Source organism: Thiohalorhabdus sp. (assembly GCF_046545655.1).
Classification (GTDB): Bacteria; Pseudomonadota; Gammaproteobacteria; order Thiohalorhabdales; family Thiohalorhabdaceae; genus Thiohalorhabdus.
On sequence record NZ_JBKGZG010000004.1, the window covers coordinates 67,426 to 81,315 of the forward strand.

The window sequence follows — 13,890 nt, forward strand, 5'->3', positions numbered from 1 at the left end:
GCAATGGGGGGAGGGTTGGACCGTCAAGGGGGGCAGCTGTGCGGCGGCTCGGCGTCGGGTCCTCCCAGGGTCCAATGCGACAGCAGGGGGGTCTCGGTAACCTCCGCGCCTAGAGAGCGCAGCCACCGGGCCACCCGGCTGTTGGAAGTGGTGGGCAGGCGGTAGGACTCGGACAGGGGTGCGAAGGTCAGGTCGTAGGCGGGAACATACTTGTGGCCCTCGGCGCCCTCCGCGTGGCGGCGGTCCAGCCGGTTCCGAAGGGCGTCCACCCGCGCTCCGGAAACCTCCAGGGGGAACAGCGTTTCCACCGGTACCCGGACCCGGCGGCACACAACCCCCGGATCCGACGGACCGGGCAGTTCACGGCGGCCCAGGGTCGCCGGGGTCGCGCGGAACAGCGCCGCCAGGCCGCTGCCCAAACTGGTGTCCCGCTCGGCGTAGTACCGCCAGTCGCCGTAGGCATAGCGCACCAGGTCGCCCTCCGGGGTGGTCAGCACCAGGCTTGCGTGCCAGCCGTGGTCCAGGAGGAAGACCCGGCGGGGATCCTCCACGGGGGACGCGGGTGGCGTGACCCCGGTGGCGCAGCCGGCGAGGAGGAGGAACGCCCCGGGCAGCAGGGCGCGGAGGATGATCCCGGGCATGGCGTGACGGTCCTCCCGTGGGTCCGGAGGAACCACCCATTCTCCGCAGGGCACCTCCGGGTCCGCAAACGGGTCGAAGAGTCGCGGGCCGATCCTCGTCGCAACGGTGCGGGTGTATACTGACGCAGGGGTCTTACCGGGGAGGTGGGACATGCGCTGGGTCTGGCAGCTCTTCGGCTGGTGCAATGTGGGGCTGGGGGTGGCGGGCATCCTGTTGCCGCTGCTGCCCACCACCCCGTTCCTGCTGGTGGCCGCCTGGGCCTTTGGCCGGAGCTCGGAGCGTGCCCGTCGCTGGCTCCTCACCCATCCCCGCTTCGGTCCCTACCTCCGGGACTGGCGGGAGCACCGGGCCATCCCGCGCCGGGGCAAGTGGATCGCCGTGCTCTCCCTGTTCGCCAGCGTGGGTATCGCCGCGGGCGCCGGCGTCCCCGCCTGGGGCCTGGCCCTGCAGGGGCTGGCCCTGGCCTGCGTGGCGGCCTTCCTCCTCACCCGTCCCACCAGCGAGAACCTCTCCTGGAAAACCGCCGCTCCCTTGGCGCTACCCGGCGAGCCCGGCTCCGAGCCCGCCCGGCGCAGCGGCTCCACGCGCTGACCGGCCCTGCCTTTTTAGCAAGGGGTTTCCATTTTCGCTCAAGGGGTTACCTTGGTTCGAAAAGGTTTTCTTTTTTCCGGAACAACCAGGATGGAACCCCACCATGACGAACGATCTCGGCAAACTGCTGCTGCGGGTGGTGCTGGCCGTGCTGATCCTGCTGCACGGCATCAACAAACTGGCCAACGGCGTGGACGATATCCAGGGCATGGTCGGGGAGGCGGGGCTCCCGCCGGCCCTGGCCTACGGGGTATTCCTCGGCGAGGTGCTGGGCCCCGTTCTGCTCCTGGTGGGCTGGTACGCCCGCGTGGGCGCCGGCCTGATCGCCCTGAACATGCTCTTCGCCATCGGTCTGGTCCACGCCCACGAGGTGCTGGCGCTGAACCAGAACGGCGCCTGGGCCATCGAGCTGCAGGGCATGTTCCTGTTCACGGCGGTGGCGCTGATGCTGCTGGGTCCGGGGCGCTACGCCGTGAACCACCGCTGAGCGGACCCCCATCCGGGGCCGTGTGCCGGCCCCGGATGGGGGGGTTAGGAAGATGCCACGGCGCCTAGCGTCCACTCGGTCAGGATCCCGCCCGCTAGGGCCAGGGCGAAGCTCAGGAAGGTGCCGATGAGGATGAACTCGGCGAGCTTGCGGTGCTCGGAGTCCCGGATCTCGCCGAAGCGCAGGATGGATTTGGTGGCCAGCACGAAGCCGATTCCGGAGCCCTGGCCGCCCAGGTACAGGATCAGCACCAGCCCCCGCTCCAGCCAGCCGATGTAGCGCCCGCCGTTGGGCAAACCACCCGTGGGGCTCTGGTCGTCCTCCAGCTCCCGGGTCAGGGGCTCCATGAGCAGGCCGATGACCACCCCCGCCACCGGCACGGTCAGCAGGACTCCCAGGGCGCCCACCAGCGCCTGAGCGTAGGCTTGTAGGCCGGCCGCCGTCATCCAGCTCCCCCACGCGCCTGCCTGCACCGTGGCCGGGAAGGCCAGCGCCAGGGCGACGATGACCGCCAGGTGCACCGCCTGATCCGTCAGGAAGGCCGCCAGGCTCGGCGGCAGCAGGTAGACCTTCACCGCGTCCATGGCCAGATGGGTGAGGAACAGGATCCCCAGCACCCACCCGTCCAGGCTGCCCAGCAGCAGGGCGCTCACCGCCGTGACCAGGACCACGTGCAGGACCAGGACCGCGGGGGCGCGCTTGATCCGCACCATGCGGTCGGTTTGCAGCACGAAATCCCCGACGAAATGGCCGACGAGCAGGGCCAGGAGCGTTTCGGTCATGGGTCGGGTGCACCGTACGCGGTTGTTCTCCTTTTAACAACTTTTGAAGGTTGTTTTTTTAAATACAATATATTGGGGTTGTTATTCATCGGAGTCCGACTCCATCACGGTGAGGGCCTCCGCCAGCCCGTACCAGCCGGAGCCGAGCAGGGACTTGCTGACCGCTTGCTGCGTGATGGGCGGGGAGAGCCGGGCGCCGATCTCCTCATGGGAGGCATCGGGGTAATAGCAGGCCAGGCGGGCGATCTCGATCTGCCGGCCCTCCCACTGGGCCATGACGCTGTCGCACAGGTGGGCCACAAGCCCCGCCCACCGGGCAGGAAGCGCCAGGGAGGGTGCCGGGTTAAGGGCGATCCGGAAGCGCGGCCCCATGGCGTCCAGGGCCTCCCCGGACAGCTGGAAGGCCTCGCCGGCGGACTGGGACACGCGCTCCTCGGCGACCCGGTCCACCCCGCCGATGCCGATGGCGATGCGCGTATCGGCGATCCCCTGCATCAGCAGGGAGGCCCGCAGATAGACAGCCGCCCGCAGCGCCCAGCCCGGCTCACGGAGCAGCAACTGCCAGGAGTCGCCGCGGAAGATGTCCAGCTCGCCGACAGGGAGAGGCTCCTCGGTCCAGGCTGCGTCGCGGAGCTCGGCGACCGCCCTGCGGAGGCCGCTGTGCGCCCCTTGCAGCGCCTCCCCGGACAGGGAACGCGACCGCACCAGGTCGCCCGTGAGCACGGCATAGCAATGGTTTATGTTCGGCGATGTCCTCATCTCAATAGGTTGTCTTGCCGGAATCGGCAGGACAACCGTACTCCCTTTCAGCGGTAACATTACGGTAGGCCGGACTCACCTTTCCAGAAAGGCCAGGACAGGGGGCCAGTAGGGGGAGCGTGAATCCCGAAAAAAATCCGTATGGCCGGGGCCGGACACCTCTTCGAGCCGCACCTCGGGACCGCTCTCCTCGGCCAGCCGCCGAGCCTGGGCCACGGGCACCACCTCGTCGTCGGTGCTGTGCACGAGGAGCGTAGGCAGCCCGTTCTCCGCGATGGCGCGCAGGTTGTCCTGAAGGTTGGGGAACAGGAAGGCAGCCCAGCGGGGTAGGGGGGAGATCCGGGGCAGCAGGTCGCGCACCCGGGAGTAGGCGCCCACGAGAATCATGCCCGCTGCCCCCCAGCTTTCCCTGGCCAAGCTGTCCATAAGGACCGCAGCACCCAGGGAAAAGCCCAGCAGATAGATCCGCGCGGCGGGCCCCGCCAGCTCCCGGGCGCGGTGGAACACGGCCCAGGCATCCCGCCGCAGCTGGTGCGGGGTAGGGCGACCGGAGCTATTGCCGAAGCCGCTGTAGTCGAAAACGAGCACCCCGTGGCCGGCCCCGTGCAGTCGGGCCACCACCTCGGCCCAGTCGCTCAAGGCCTCCTGATTGCCGTGGTAGATGATCACGGCCTTACCGGAAGCCTGTTCCGCCGGGGCAGGCACCCACCAGGCGGCCAGCCGGGAGCGGCCGCTAGCAATGTGAACTTCCTGATAGGCAACCCCGAAATCTTCCGGGGTTGCCGTCCCCAATGCCCCGCTGCGGAACCAGAATGGGTAGTGCAGGTATCCCCAATAACGGAATCCGAAGAAAAGAAGGGCGAATGCCCCACCACCCGCCCACCAGAACGTGACCGCCATGCCCCTCCCCCCTTTTTGTCCCGGTACAGCGCCCGGCGGCAGCCGAGGCGTGGAACCAGTTAACACATTGTCGAAAAACAATAATCCCGAATCGAGGCTTTGCCAATAAAAAGCGTGGCAAATGGGCGGCACAGGAAAGGGCTGCCGGAGGAGGGAGTCGGTGTGGGAACGCTCGCTGGCGGCCTGGGCCCGAGCGGCAAGTCGGGAATGATCAATGATGGATGACGATCCGCAGCCCTTGGGCGTCCACGTCCACGGTGGCATGGGCCTCCTCGGCGGCAGGCGCCAGCTCCTCCAGGCCGTCCAGCCCCTGGTGACTGGATAGCTCCCGCAGGCAATCCGGCCCGCGGCAGCCCACCAGGATGCCATTGTCCGGGTTGCGCCCACAGCCGAGGGCCTGGGCGTCCACCGAGAGGTCCACCCCCCGGGGCATGTTCAGGATCACCGGCTCCGCCCGGATGATCTGGGCACGCGCCTTGTTGGCGCTTTCGGGGTCGGTCCAGTCCAGGGCGGGCAGGTTGCTGTAATCGAGCATAGAGGCCTCCTCAAGGAGTGGTCATGGCACGGGGTGAGGAGGACGAATCGTTCTTACAGAATTGGAAAGAAAAAACCGCCGGGGCGTTCCCCGGTGGTAGGAGCCGGGTGTGAACCGGGCGGGCAAGAAGGTGCTTACGACCGGCCGCTGTGTTCTTGCTTGGCCCGCAGGACCTTGCGGGCGTAGCGGTGGAAGTCCCGGTGGCGCTCGCGCTGATCGGCCTCCATTTCCGCCAGCCGTTGCTGCTCGCGCAGCAGCTTGCGCCAGTTCTCCAGCCGGCGAGAGTCCAGGTCTCCCCCCTCCACGGCGGCGCGCACGGCGCAGCCGGGCTCTAGGTCGTGGGCGCAGTCGCGGAAACGGCACTGCTCCGCCAGCTCCTCGATGTTCTCGAACACCTCCGAGAGCCCTTCGGCCGCCGCCCCGAGCCGCAGCTCGCGCATGCCCGGGGTATCCAGCAGCCAGGCCCCGCCGGGCAGGGGGTAGAGGGCGCGGTGGGTGGTGGTGTAGCGCCCCTTTCCGTCACCCTTGCGCACCCCGCCGGTGGCCTCCAGCTCCACCCCGGACAGACGGTTGAGCAGGGTGGATTTGCCCACCCCGCTGGAGCCCATGACCGCCACAGTGGCGCCCGGGCTCAGCCAGGGACCGAGGGCCGCGGCCGCATCGTCACGGCGCGGGTCCAGCACCCCTACGCCGTCGTGTCCCGGCAGGTTCCCGATGGAGCGGCGGGCGGCCTCGGGGTCCTCGGCGAGGTCGGGCTTGGTGAGCACCGCCACGGCCTCCACCCCGCCTTCCCGGGCCATCACCAGATAGCGCTCCAGCCGGCGCAGCAGGCGGTCATTTGGGTCCAGAAGCAGCCAGTCGCCCACCAGGGGGCGGTCGGCGGGAGGGGTGGAGGGCGGCAGCTCGAGGCGCCGCTCGCCGCCGGCGGCATCGAGGATCCGCACCCTGCGCCCGTCCGTATCGGTGACGCGCACGGCACGCGCGGATTCCAGCTCCTTCAGGTCGAGCTGGGTCAGAAAGTCGTTGTGCCAGCCCATGCGGGCCAGCGCATTCTGGTTGTCCATGACGGGAAGCTCCGGATATCCGGTGAGGATACGGGCTTCGCGGGCAAGCCCGGCCACGGGGCCAGGCTAGGCGGGTCAGCGGAGGGGAGACACCCCGGCGACCGCACACTGCCCGGCGATGGGGTCTAGCTCTGGAGCATTCATCGAGCGCCTCCTGGCAGTGGCGGGAAAGGGATGGGGAAACGATAAGCCGGGAGGTCCGGAGGGGCAAGGAGCGGCGGTGGGCTTTGGGGCGGCGGAATCTATTGGCATCCTCAGGGGAAAAAGGCCGGTGTAGGAGCCCGCTTCAGCGGGCGATGGCTCAGGCAGGCATTGAAGTCCGATTCAGGATCGCCCGCTAAAGCGGGCTCCTACCAGGCCCTGGCCGTACCATCGGGGCAGTGGTCCTCGCGTCCGGTGACCGAGGCGGGGAGGCGTGCCCTCCGTCCCCACGAAAAGGCCAAACGCAGGTGTAGGAGCGAGCTCCAGCTCGCGACCTGGTGGAGGCGGCCAACTGGTCGCGGCCTGGAGGCCGCTCCTATAGGCCCGCTGCCTGAGCTGGGGGGGGAGCCAATTCTGCCGAAGGAATGCCCCGGGGCTATGGGAAGAATGGTTTAACAGGCGGGGCTATTGGTAAGGGGGATGCGACCAGGCTAGCGAGCCTGCTGACGAAGGGGGCGTGGAAGGCCGATCCATCCATTAAGGCTGCTTTGTCAGGTGCGGCGGATGCCCTGGTAGGAGCCCGCTTTAGCGGGCGAAAGGCCGAATGGGCACCGGTGCCCTCGGAAGAATCGCCCGCTGAAGCGGGCTCCTGCGTCGGCCTTTTCGGGGCTGTGGGTCCCCGAAGCCCTTCGTAGGCCCAAGCCAAAGAGTGTTATTACTCCTGAGCGCCAAAAACAGGGTGCCCTACGGACACCCTGGCGCCTCAAACCTCCCGGAAGGTCGCCCGGTCGCGCACCAGCTGGCCGTCGCGGTAGTCGCGGAAGGCCTGTTCCAGCTCCTCGCGGCTGGTCATGACGAAGGGCCCGTACTGGGCGATAGGCTCGCCGATGGGCCGCCCGGCGACCAGTAGCAGTCGGGCGCCTTCCGGGCCCGCTTTCACCGTGACGGCTCCTTCTTCCCCGAGCACGATCAGGCTGGTGTCGGGGATGTCCTGGCCCCCCACCTGCGCCGTGCCTTCGAACAGGAAGGCGAAGGCGGTGTGGCGGTCAGGGGGCTGGTGGGTGAAGGTGGCGCCCGCCTCCAGCCGCACGTCCAGGTAGCCGACGTCGGTGTTGGGGTCCGCCACCGGGCCGGCGGTGTCGCCGTAGCGCCCGGCCAGCACCCGGACGCGGGCCCCTTCCTCGGTTACCTCGGGCACGGCCTCGGGGCGGATCTCCTGGTACTCCGGCGCCGACATCTTCTCCGCCGCCGGCAGGTTGATCCAGAGCTGGAAACCGCGCATGAGCCCGGCCTCCTGGCGCGGCATCTCCGAATGGATGACGCCGCTGGCGGCCTTCATCCATTGCGCGCCGCCCGGGTCCAGCCGCCCCTCGTTGCCCATGCTGTCGCCGTGGGCCATGTGGCCGTCGAGCATGTAGGTGAGGGTGATGAAGCCCCGGTGCGGGTGGTCGGGGAAGCCCGCGCCGTAGTCCTCCGGATTGTCACTGCCGAAGTGGTCCAGCATGAGGAAGGGATCGAGGTGGCGCCGGGCGGGCGTACCGATGGTCCGCAGGATCCGCACCCCGGCCCCCTCGGAGACCTCCATCGCCGGTACCACCTGAACCACCGTACGCTCCGCCATGGCGCAATCCTCCTAGTCGTCCTGCCGGACGCCCTCGATGGACAGGGTCAGGTAGACCTCCTCGGCGTCCGGCCCGAGGTCGTAGTCGATGCCGTAGTCCTCGAGCGCCAGCTTGGTGGTGCCCTTGAAGCCGCGGCGGTAGCCGCCCCAGGGGTCTTCGCCGTGGCCCACGTGCTCAACGTCGATGGTCACCGGATTGGTCTCGCCCCGCAAGGTCAGGTCGCCCTCAAGGGTGGCGGTGCCGTCGCCGTGGTCCTCGAAGCCGGTGCTCTCGAATTTCGCCTCGGGGTACTCGTCCACGTGCAGGAATTCCTCGTCCCTCAGGTGCTTGTCGCGCTCGGCGTGGTTGGAGTCGATGCTGGCCGGGTCGATGTTCACCACCACCTCGGAGGCGTCCGGATTCTCCTTGTCGTAGGTAAAGTGGCCGGAGAAATCGTTGAACCGGCCGTGCAGCCAGCTGTAGCCCAGGTGCTGGATCTTGAACTGGATGAAGGCGTGCTGGCCTTCGGTGTCGATCTTGTACTCCGCGGCCTGGGCGCCGGGGATGGCGAAGCCGAGGGCGAACAGCCCCGCGAACAGGGTCTTCTGCATGGTTGGTGCTCCTAGCGGTTGGGACGTTCCGGGTTGCCGGGCCGGAGCATGCGCAGCAGCGTGCGGTCCCGGTCGAGGAAGTGGTGCTTGAGGGCGGCGGCCGCGTGGAGGGCCACCAGGCCGATGAGGGCGTAGGACAGCCAGCGGTGCAGCCAGCCGGCGATGTCCTCCTGGCCCTCCACCCCGTGCAGGGTGGCGGGGACCTGGAACCAGCCGAAGACGTCGACGGGCCGGCCTTCGGCGGTGGAGATCAGGTAACCGGCCACCAGAACCGCCACCAGCAGCGCCAGCATGGCGCGGTGGACGATCGGACCCAGGCGCCGTTCCACGGGGCGCCCCTCCGGGAGGGGGGCGGGGTTGGCCCACCGCCACAGAAGGCGCGCCAGGGTGAGGGCCAGCACCAGGATGCCGAAGCCCTTGTGCAGCGTCGGCGCCCGGTTGTACCAGTCGTCGTAGTAGGTCAGCTCCACCATCCACAGGCCCAGCCCGAACAGGCCGAGGACCCCCACCGCGATCAGCCAGTGCAGGCCGATGGCCACCCAGCCGTAGCCCTCCGTCGTGTTCCGCCACTGCATCCGTCTTCCTCCGTTTGGCTGGAGGAGATCCTGGCTGTTCTGGTATAAAAGATAAACATCCTTGATCGCAAAACACTGTTGCATGAGAGGCAACGAATGGACCGTTTCGACGCCATGCAGGCCTTCGTCCGGGTGGTGGAGGTGGGCAGCTTCAGCGGGGCCGCCGAGCGGCTGGGGGTGACCAAGTCCGTGGTCAGCCGGCGGGTGGCGGACCTGGAGCGGGCCCTGGGCGCGGAGCTGCTGCGCCGCACCACCCGCCGCCTCCACCTCACCGACAGCGGCCGGGCCTACTACGAGCGGGCGCGGCGCATCCTCGCCGACCTCGCCGAGGCGGAGCAGGCGGTATCCAGCGAGCAGGGCGCGCTGCGGGGGGAGCTCCGGGTGGCCGCGCCCCTGTCCTTCGGCATCGGCCCCTTGCAGCCCGCCATCGAGGCCTTCCAGGAGCGCCACCCCGAGGTGACCTTCGACCTGGACCTCGACGACCGCCAGGTGGATCTGGTGAAGGAGGGGGTGGACGTGGCCGTCCGTATTGCCAACCTGGAGGATTCCACCCTGGTGGCCCGGCGCCTGGCCCCCATCCGGGGCATCGTCTGCGCCAGCCCGGACTACCTGGCCCGGCACGGCACCCCGGAGACCCCCGACCAGCTCGCCGCTCACCCGGCCCTCGTCTACACCAACCGGCAGCAGCCGGAGGTCTGGCCCTACACCGATCCGAGCGGCCGCGCGGGGCGGGTGCGGGTGACTCCCCGCCTGCGCGCCAACAACGGCGACTTCCTGCGCGAGGCGGCCCTGGCCGGGCAGGGGGTGCTCTACAGCCCGCTGTTCATCCTTCACCGGGCCCTGGAGGAGGATCGCCTGGTGCCGATCCTCGCCGACTACCGCTGGCCCGAGGTGGCCGCCTACGCCGTCTACCCCCGCACCCGCCACCTCTCGGCCCGGGTGCGCGCCTTCGTGGATTTCCTCGCCGAGCGCTTCGCGGGCGCGCCCTACTGGGAGCGGGCCGTGCGGGGGGACGCCGGGGCCCGCAGGCCCTGAACGGCCCCTGCTCCCAGTGTTCAAAGCGGACCATTGTCTGTGCCCGGGGCTTAGCATCCCGGACAAATCCAGGCATAATGCGGGATTTTTGAGCCAGATCGAACGAGCATTCGTTCGGACGAAGCAGGAGCAGACCGTTACGATGCAGACTAATCCCGTGGACCGGGTGAAAAGGAGCCTGGGACGCAGCCTCCACCAGGGCGACGTTTTCGACACCTTCTACCGCATCTTCCTGGACAGCGACCCCCGCATCCGGGAGCAGTTCACCGAGACCGATTGGGAGGAGCAGAAGCGCCTCCTCCGCCAGGGGGTCAACAACGTCATCGGCTTCTACGAGGGCAGCGCCACGGGCCGCAGCGCCCTCAGCCGCATTCGCCAAACCCACTGCCGGGAGCGCATGGACATCAGCCCGGAGCTGTACGATTACTGGGTAGAGTCCATGATCAAGGCGGTTCAGCGGCTCGATCCCGACTTCGACCCCACCCTGGAGCAGAGCTGGCGGGACGTGCTGCGTTACGGGACGGAGTTCGTGAAGGCGGGCTACGAGCAATGAGGTGAGCCGGGCACTGCCCGGGATCGGATTCGGGGGCCGGCACGAACGGCCGGTGGATAGTCCGCATGTCTTACGTGCCGGCGGGAAGGGAAGGGGTCTCCGGAGCCAGCGGCCCGCCCGAAAACCATGAACCGGGGAGGAAGTTGCCATGAGCATTCCGGTCTGGGCCCTGCTGGGATTCGCCGGCTGGACCTTGCTGATCCTGTTCGCCACCGTGGGCGTGTACCGCTGGAGCCGCATCCTCACGGGGCGGGCCACGGTGCGCGAATGGCGGGCCGACGAGGAGCAGGGGGCCAACTGGTACCGCCGGGCCATGCGGGCCCACATGAACTGCGTGGAGAACCTGCCCGTCTTTGCCGCCATCGTGGTCGCCATCATGGCCGCCGGCCTGCAGAGCGCCTTCCTGGACATCCTGGCCCTGGCCATCCTCGGCGCCCGCATCGTGCACAGCCTGTGGCACATCCTCCTGGAGCAGACCGAGGTGGTGGCCTCCATCCGCTTCGCCCTCTACTTCCTCCAGATTCTCGCCATGCTGGCCATGGGGATCTACGTGGCGGTCCACGCCTAGGAAGGGGATTGATGGCCAAGCTGACCCTGGACCTGCACCCCATCCACAACCGCGGCAGCGCCATCGAGGCGGAGCTGCACCGGGTGATGGACGAGGCCGAGGCGAAGCGGATCAAGACCGTGGAGATCATCCCCGGCAAGGGCTCGGGGCAGCTCAAGAAGCGGGTGCTGAAGTTCCTGGAGCGCCCCGACATCAAGGCCCGCTACCACCGCGTGGACAAGGACGCAAAGAACCACGGGCGGCTGTTCGTCTACTTCCGGTTCTAGGCCCCTCGGAAGCCCGGCCCGTCACGGCCCCAGCTCCCCCCGCCGCCGCGGGAACAGGTCGGCCCCCAGGAGGCGGGTCCACACCTCCAGCCCCAGCCGGAAGCCCTCCTCGAGGCTGAGGATGCGGGCGTCCGTGCGCGCGCCGCGCCATTCTCCGGCCGCTTCCCGGCCAGCCAGAAAGACCGCCTCGACGCTCGGCCGGCCTTCCCCAGGTGCCTTTCTTCCAGGAACCCGGAGCCCCAGGCGCACGTCCTCCGGTTCGCAATCGAGCACGCCCTCGGGCGCCACCCGCAGCAGGATGTCGTCGTCGGTGGCCCGGCAGCGGCTGGCCACCGCCGCCTCCTCCCCCAGGATGGCCGGCAGGATCAGGGTATCCCAGGCGCTCCAGGCGAACAGGTCCCGCTCGCCCACGCGTAGGTGGTGGCGGGTGGGAAACAGGTCCAGCCCTCCGAAGCCGATGACGGATCCGTCGGCGTCCCGCCGCAGGCCCCGCCAGCCCGCCAGGTGCCGGCGTACCGTCCCCTCGTCCCGCCCGGCCTCGCGGGCCAGCTCCGCCACCCGCACCGGATAGCCCCGTCCCAGCAGCGCGAACAGGGGCAGCACCAGGAACCGGCCCTCCGGGCCGAATTTGGGGAACATGGGCACCGGGGCGTCGGCAAGGTCCGAGGCGGGGGGCTCCATGGGGACCTTCTCGGTGGCGGGCCGGTGCCGGCTCCGGGGCCCGCAGAGGCGCGGAGCCTGCGGGGGCAGGATGCATCACCCCACCAGTATAGCCCTTCAGGGCACCATCCCCAGGGGGAAAGGGCCGGAGCCTTCGCCCTCTCCCGAGGCTCTCCTGCGATGGAGGGCCAAGGCCGCCCGGGGATCGCTCCGGCTAGCCCGGGTACGGGCCGCGGACCCTGTCCGGGGTCCGCCACCCTCGCCACAGGGCGAGGGCGCCCCAGAGCAGTGCCCCCAGGAGCAGGGCCGAGCCCAGGAGGTGGGCTGCCATGGCGATGGCGTGGTCCCATTCGAGCAGGCCCGTCCAGCGCAACAGGTTGTTCCAGTCGTGGCTTCCGGGCCGGTCCTGCCCGGTGCCCCCACCGAGCAGGGGCAGGGTCATCCGGCGGGCGTCGTGGATGTAGGGCGCCACGTCGATCAGGCTCTGGCCGGCCCACCACAGGCCCACCGAGGCGCCGAAGGGGTGCCGCCGCACCAGGAAGGCCCCCGCCACGACAAGCGGCACCAGGACCTGGAAGAGCGAGCCGCCGAGGACGGTTAGGAAACGGCCGAAGGGCCGGAAGAGCACGTGCCCGGCCTCGTGGAAGGTCAGATTGACGTGGTGCAGGAACGACCGGCCCGCGGCATCGGTGGCTGGATCCATGGCGAGGAAGTGCAGCCCCCACAGGGCCAGGGCGATCCAGACCAGGGTGCGCCCACCCAGCACCAGGGCGCCGGGAGAATCCTCGGGGGGCAGGAGGGCGGCGGCAAGCTGGTCCCAAAGGCCGTCCCGGGTGGACCGCCTGGGCAGCTCGGCCCCGCAGGAAGCGCACATCCAGGGTGGGCTGGAATCGGTGAAACGGCGCCGGCGTCCGCATCGTGGGCACAGACGCTCGAAGGTGCCACGGCGGGGACGTCTGGCCGGCATGGATCCCTCCCGGTGGGGGGCGGCGGCCCCTCCGAAGAGGGCCCCGCGCCCAAGGTGCAAGGACGGCCCCGGCCCCGAAGAGCGCGGTATTCCGCACCCTTCTCCGAGTCGAATCAGGTCTTTTTATAGTTGGATACGGAGTCGTGCAAGCCGGGACGGGAAGGAGCCGGTTTGCAATGGGGGGATGGGGAGGGGACCGCCCGCATGTCCCCCGCGGACCCGGTGGGACCGGGTCCGCCGAGGCGGGGCTCAGGCTTCAGGCCTCATGCCGGGTCCGGAGCCATGCCAGCCCCAGCAGCCCGAGCCCGAGCAGGGCGGGAGTGGCCGGCGCGGGGATCGGCGCGGGGGCCGAGGTCTCCCCGGGGATCTGGGAGAGCAGGAACGAATCGCCCTGGAAGTAGCCGTTCTCCCGCAGGCCGAAACGGACCATGGCGGTCTCCTCGTCCGCCAGGATCCCGTCCATGTACTCCAGGAAATCCCGCTCCCCGAACTCGTCGGCCTCGGTGGTCCCGAAGGTGTCGGAGCTCCGGGGCAGGTCACTGCGTTGGGCGAAGCTCACCCCGTCAATATCGTGGGATTGGCGGAACTCCTCGGGGACGTGGGAAGGCTGGTCTTCCGTCTCGGATTCATCACCCGCGGGGACGAGGATCTCGCTGGCCAGGGAGTCCCAGTCGGAGCCGGAGTCGTTGGTGATCTCCTTGATGATGGTGTAGTCCCGATCGCCCTCCAGATCGCTGATCTCCAGGGCCCCGGGTCCTTCCCCCTCCCAGGTTTCCCGGATGGTGATGGTGCTGTCGGATTGCTCGTAGGAGAGCTCCCCGATGCCCTGGTTATGGGGGCTCAGCTCGATGTTGAGGGCGGAGGCCGTGGTTGGGACCAGCAGGCCCGCGAGGAACAGCGCGGTCATGCCGCCCAACAGGGTCTGGGTTCTCATGGCAACTCTCCTTCAAAAGAGAGCAAAGGGTTTGCCTCTTCCGAAGCATGCGCCGTGCCAGGAATGGGAAGATCGGAAAATCAGTTTCTTACATGGGCGGGCGCGGCGGGAGGGAGCGCGGCGGGAACGTTGCGCAAAATTCCTCGACAGGCGAAATGAGGCGGAAGCCCCGGCTGCCGCGGAAGGCTCGGCCGTGGGAGGCCCGCCTCCTGTAAAGCC

At 69.0% G+C, this 13,890-nt stretch carries 18 protein-coding genes; 6 read left to right on the top strand and 12 right to left on the bottom strand.

The window, feature by feature from the left end:
* Nucleotides 1-23: 23 nt before the first annotated feature.
* Nucleotides 24-641: a hypothetical protein gene (locus ACLFRB_RS02015; protein WP_411067328.1), complete on the bottom strand. Its 618-nt coding sequence runs from the start codon at nt 639-641 to the stop codon at nt 24-26.
* 151 nt (nt 642-792) lie between these two features.
* Here ACLFRB_RS02015 and ACLFRB_RS02020 point away from each other — a divergent pair, with 151 nt between their 5' ends.
* Together ACLFRB_RS02020 and ACLFRB_RS02025 are read left to right on the top strand one after the other, a co-directional pair.
* Entirely contained in the window at nt 793-1,233 is a 441-nt protein-coding gene (locus tag ACLFRB_RS02020) for a YbaN family protein (protein WP_411067329.1), read from the top strand.
* A 103-nt stretch (nt 1,234-1,336) separates the two neighbouring features.
* A complete protein-coding gene (locus ACLFRB_RS02025) occupies nt 1,337-1,720 on the top strand; it encodes a DoxX family protein (protein ID WP_411067330.1) in 384 nt (127 codons plus the stop codon).
* A gap of 44 nt (nt 1,721-1,764) precedes the next feature.
* Here ACLFRB_RS02025 and ACLFRB_RS02030 read toward each other — a convergent pair whose 3' ends face one another.
* From ACLFRB_RS02030 to ACLFRB_RS02065, 8 genes are all read right to left on the bottom strand, one after another.
* Nucleotides 1,765-2,502, bottom strand: a complete 738-nt coding sequence (locus tag ACLFRB_RS02030) for a DUF3307 domain-containing protein (protein WP_411067331.1) — start codon at nt 2,500-2,502, stop codon at nt 1,765-1,767.
* A gap of 81 nt (nt 2,503-2,583) precedes the next feature.
* Nucleotides 2,584-3,261, bottom strand: coding sequence for a hypothetical protein (locus ACLFRB_RS02035; protein WP_411067332.1), 678 nt, complete (start codon nt 3,259-3,261; stop codon nt 2,584-2,586).
* 75 nt (nt 3,262-3,336) lie between these two features.
* A complete protein-coding gene (locus ACLFRB_RS02040) occupies nt 3,337-3,930 on the bottom strand; it encodes an alpha/beta hydrolase (protein ID WP_411067333.1) in 594 nt (197 codons plus the stop codon).
* Between the two features lie 442 nt (nt 3,931-4,372).
* Nucleotides 4,373-4,696, bottom strand: coding sequence for a hypothetical protein (locus ACLFRB_RS02045; protein WP_411067334.1), 324 nt, complete (start codon nt 4,694-4,696; stop codon nt 4,373-4,375).
* A 134-nt stretch (nt 4,697-4,830) separates the two neighbouring features.
* The gene (gene rsgA, locus ACLFRB_RS02050) at nt 4,831-5,760 is read right to left on the bottom strand and encodes a ribosome small subunit-dependent GTPase A (RefSeq protein ID WP_411067335.1); all 930 of its coding nucleotides are present in this window, start codon (nt 5,758-5,760) and stop codon (nt 4,831-4,833) included.
* A 904-nt stretch (nt 5,761-6,664) separates the two neighbouring features.
* Nucleotides 6,665-7,522 (bottom strand): pirin family protein, encoded by an 858-nt coding sequence (locus tag ACLFRB_RS02055; protein ID WP_411067336.1) that lies wholly within the window; start codon nt 7,520-7,522, stop codon nt 6,665-6,667.
* A 12-nt stretch (nt 7,523-7,534) separates the two neighbouring features.
* A complete protein-coding gene (locus ACLFRB_RS02060; protein ID WP_411067337.1) occupies nt 7,535-8,113 on the bottom strand; it encodes a YceI family protein in 579 nt (192 codons plus the stop codon).
* 11 nt (nt 8,114-8,124) lie between these two features.
* Nucleotides 8,125-8,688, bottom strand: coding sequence for a cytochrome b (locus tag ACLFRB_RS02065; protein ID WP_411067338.1), 564 nt, complete (start codon nt 8,686-8,688; stop codon nt 8,125-8,127).
* Between the two features lie 96 nt (nt 8,689-8,784).
* On the opposite strand from ACLFRB_RS02065, the gene ACLFRB_RS02070 reads away from it, so the two are divergent.
* From ACLFRB_RS02070 to ACLFRB_RS02085, 4 genes are all read left to right on the top strand, one after another.
* A complete protein-coding gene (locus ACLFRB_RS02070) occupies nt 8,785-9,723 on the top strand; it encodes a LysR substrate-binding domain-containing protein (protein WP_411067339.1) in 939 nt (312 codons plus the stop codon).
* 142 nt (nt 9,724-9,865) lie between these two features.
* Nucleotides 9,866-10,276, top strand: coding sequence for a globin (locus ACLFRB_RS02075; RefSeq protein ID WP_411067340.1), 411 nt, complete (start codon nt 9,866-9,868; stop codon nt 10,274-10,276).
* A gap of 148 nt (nt 10,277-10,424) precedes the next feature.
* Entirely contained in the window at nt 10,425-10,844 is a 420-nt protein-coding gene (locus tag ACLFRB_RS02080; protein ID WP_411067341.1) for an MAPEG family protein, read from the top strand.
* An 11-nt stretch (nt 10,845-10,855) separates the two neighbouring features.
* Nucleotides 10,856-11,110: a Smr/MutS family protein gene (locus tag ACLFRB_RS02085; protein ID WP_411067342.1), complete on the top strand. Its 255-nt coding sequence runs from the start codon at nt 10,856-10,858 to the stop codon at nt 11,108-11,110.
* A gap of 21 nt (nt 11,111-11,131) precedes the next feature.
* Here ACLFRB_RS02085 and merB read toward each other — a convergent pair whose 3' ends face one another.
* The 3 genes from merB to ACLFRB_RS02100 all read right to left on the bottom strand — a co-directional run bounded on the left by merB (nt 11,132) and on the right by ACLFRB_RS02100 (nt 13,671).
* A complete protein-coding gene (gene merB / locus ACLFRB_RS02090; RefSeq protein ID WP_411067343.1) occupies nt 11,132-11,791 on the bottom strand; it encodes an organomercurial lyase in 660 nt (219 codons plus the stop codon).
* Nucleotides 11,792-11,984: 193 nt separating this feature from the next.
* A complete protein-coding gene (locus tag ACLFRB_RS02095; RefSeq protein WP_411067344.1) occupies nt 11,985-12,737 on the bottom strand; it encodes a zinc ribbon domain-containing protein in 753 nt (250 codons plus the stop codon).
* A gap of 256 nt (nt 12,738-12,993) precedes the next feature.
* Nucleotides 12,994-13,671: a hypothetical protein gene (locus tag ACLFRB_RS02100; protein WP_411067345.1), complete on the bottom strand. Its 678-nt coding sequence runs from the start codon at nt 13,669-13,671 to the stop codon at nt 12,994-12,996.
* Nucleotides 13,672-13,890: the final 219 nt, after the last annotated feature.

Excerpts from the sequence above, each read along its gene's own strand:
- ACLFRB_RS02030 (WP_411067331.1), bottom strand. The coding sequence starts at position 2,502 with ATGACCGAAACGCTCCTGGCCCTGCTCGTCGGCCATTTCGTCGGGGAT.
- ACLFRB_RS02025 (WP_411067330.1), top strand. The coding sequence starts at position 1,337 with ATGACGAACGATCTCGGCAAACTGCTGCTGCGGGTGGTGCTGGCCGTG.
- ACLFRB_RS02065 (WP_411067338.1), bottom strand. The coding sequence starts at position 8,688 with ATGCAGTGGCGGAACACGACGGAGGGCTACGGCTGGGTGGCCATCGGC.
- ACLFRB_RS02080 (WP_411067341.1), top strand. The coding sequence starts at position 10,425 with ATGAGCATTCCGGTCTGGGCCCTGCTGGGATTCGCCGGCTGGACCTTG.
- ACLFRB_RS02085 (WP_411067342.1), top strand. The coding sequence starts at position 10,856 with ATGGCCAAGCTGACCCTGGACCTGCACCCCATCCACAACCGCGGCAGC.
- ACLFRB_RS02100 (WP_411067345.1), bottom strand. The coding sequence starts at position 13,671 with ATGAGAACCCAGACCCTGTTGGGCGGCATGACCGCGCTGTTCCTCGCG.
- ACLFRB_RS02055 (WP_411067336.1), bottom strand. The coding sequence starts at position 7,522 with ATGGCGGAGCGTACGGTGGTTCAGGTGGTACCGGCGATGGAGGTCTCC.
- ACLFRB_RS02070 (WP_411067339.1), top strand. The coding sequence starts at position 8,785 with ATGGACCGTTTCGACGCCATGCAGGCCTTCGTCCGGGTGGTGGAGGTG.
- merB (WP_411067343.1), bottom strand. The coding sequence starts at position 11,791 with ATGGAGCCCCCCGCCTCGGACCTTGCCGACGCCCCGGTGCCCATGTTC.
- ACLFRB_RS02075 (WP_411067340.1), top strand. The coding sequence starts at position 9,866 with ATGCAGACTAATCCCGTGGACCGGGTGAAAAGGAGCCTGGGACGCAGC.
- ACLFRB_RS02020 (WP_411067329.1), top strand. The coding sequence starts at position 793 with ATGCGCTGGGTCTGGCAGCTCTTCGGCTGGTGCAATGTGGGGCTGGGG.
- ACLFRB_RS02015 (WP_411067328.1), bottom strand. The coding sequence starts at position 641 with ATGCCCGGGATCATCCTCCGCGCCCTGCTGCCCGGGGCGTTCCTCCTC.
- ACLFRB_RS02095 (WP_411067344.1), bottom strand. The coding sequence starts at position 12,737 with ATGCCGGCCAGACGTCCCCGCCGTGGCACCTTCGAGCGTCTGTGCCCA.
- ACLFRB_RS02045 (WP_411067334.1), bottom strand. The coding sequence starts at position 4,696 with ATGCTCGATTACAGCAACCTGCCCGCCCTGGACTGGACCGACCCCGAA.
- ACLFRB_RS02035 (WP_411067332.1), bottom strand. The coding sequence starts at position 3,261 with ATGAGGACATCGCCGAACATAAACCATTGCTATGCCGTGCTCACGGGC.
- ACLFRB_RS02060 (WP_411067337.1), bottom strand. The coding sequence starts at position 8,113 with ATGCAGAAGACCCTGTTCGCGGGGCTGTTCGCCCTCGGCTTCGCCATC.
- rsgA (WP_411067335.1), bottom strand. The coding sequence starts at position 5,760 with ATGGACAACCAGAATGCGCTGGCCCGCATGGGCTGGCACAACGACTTT.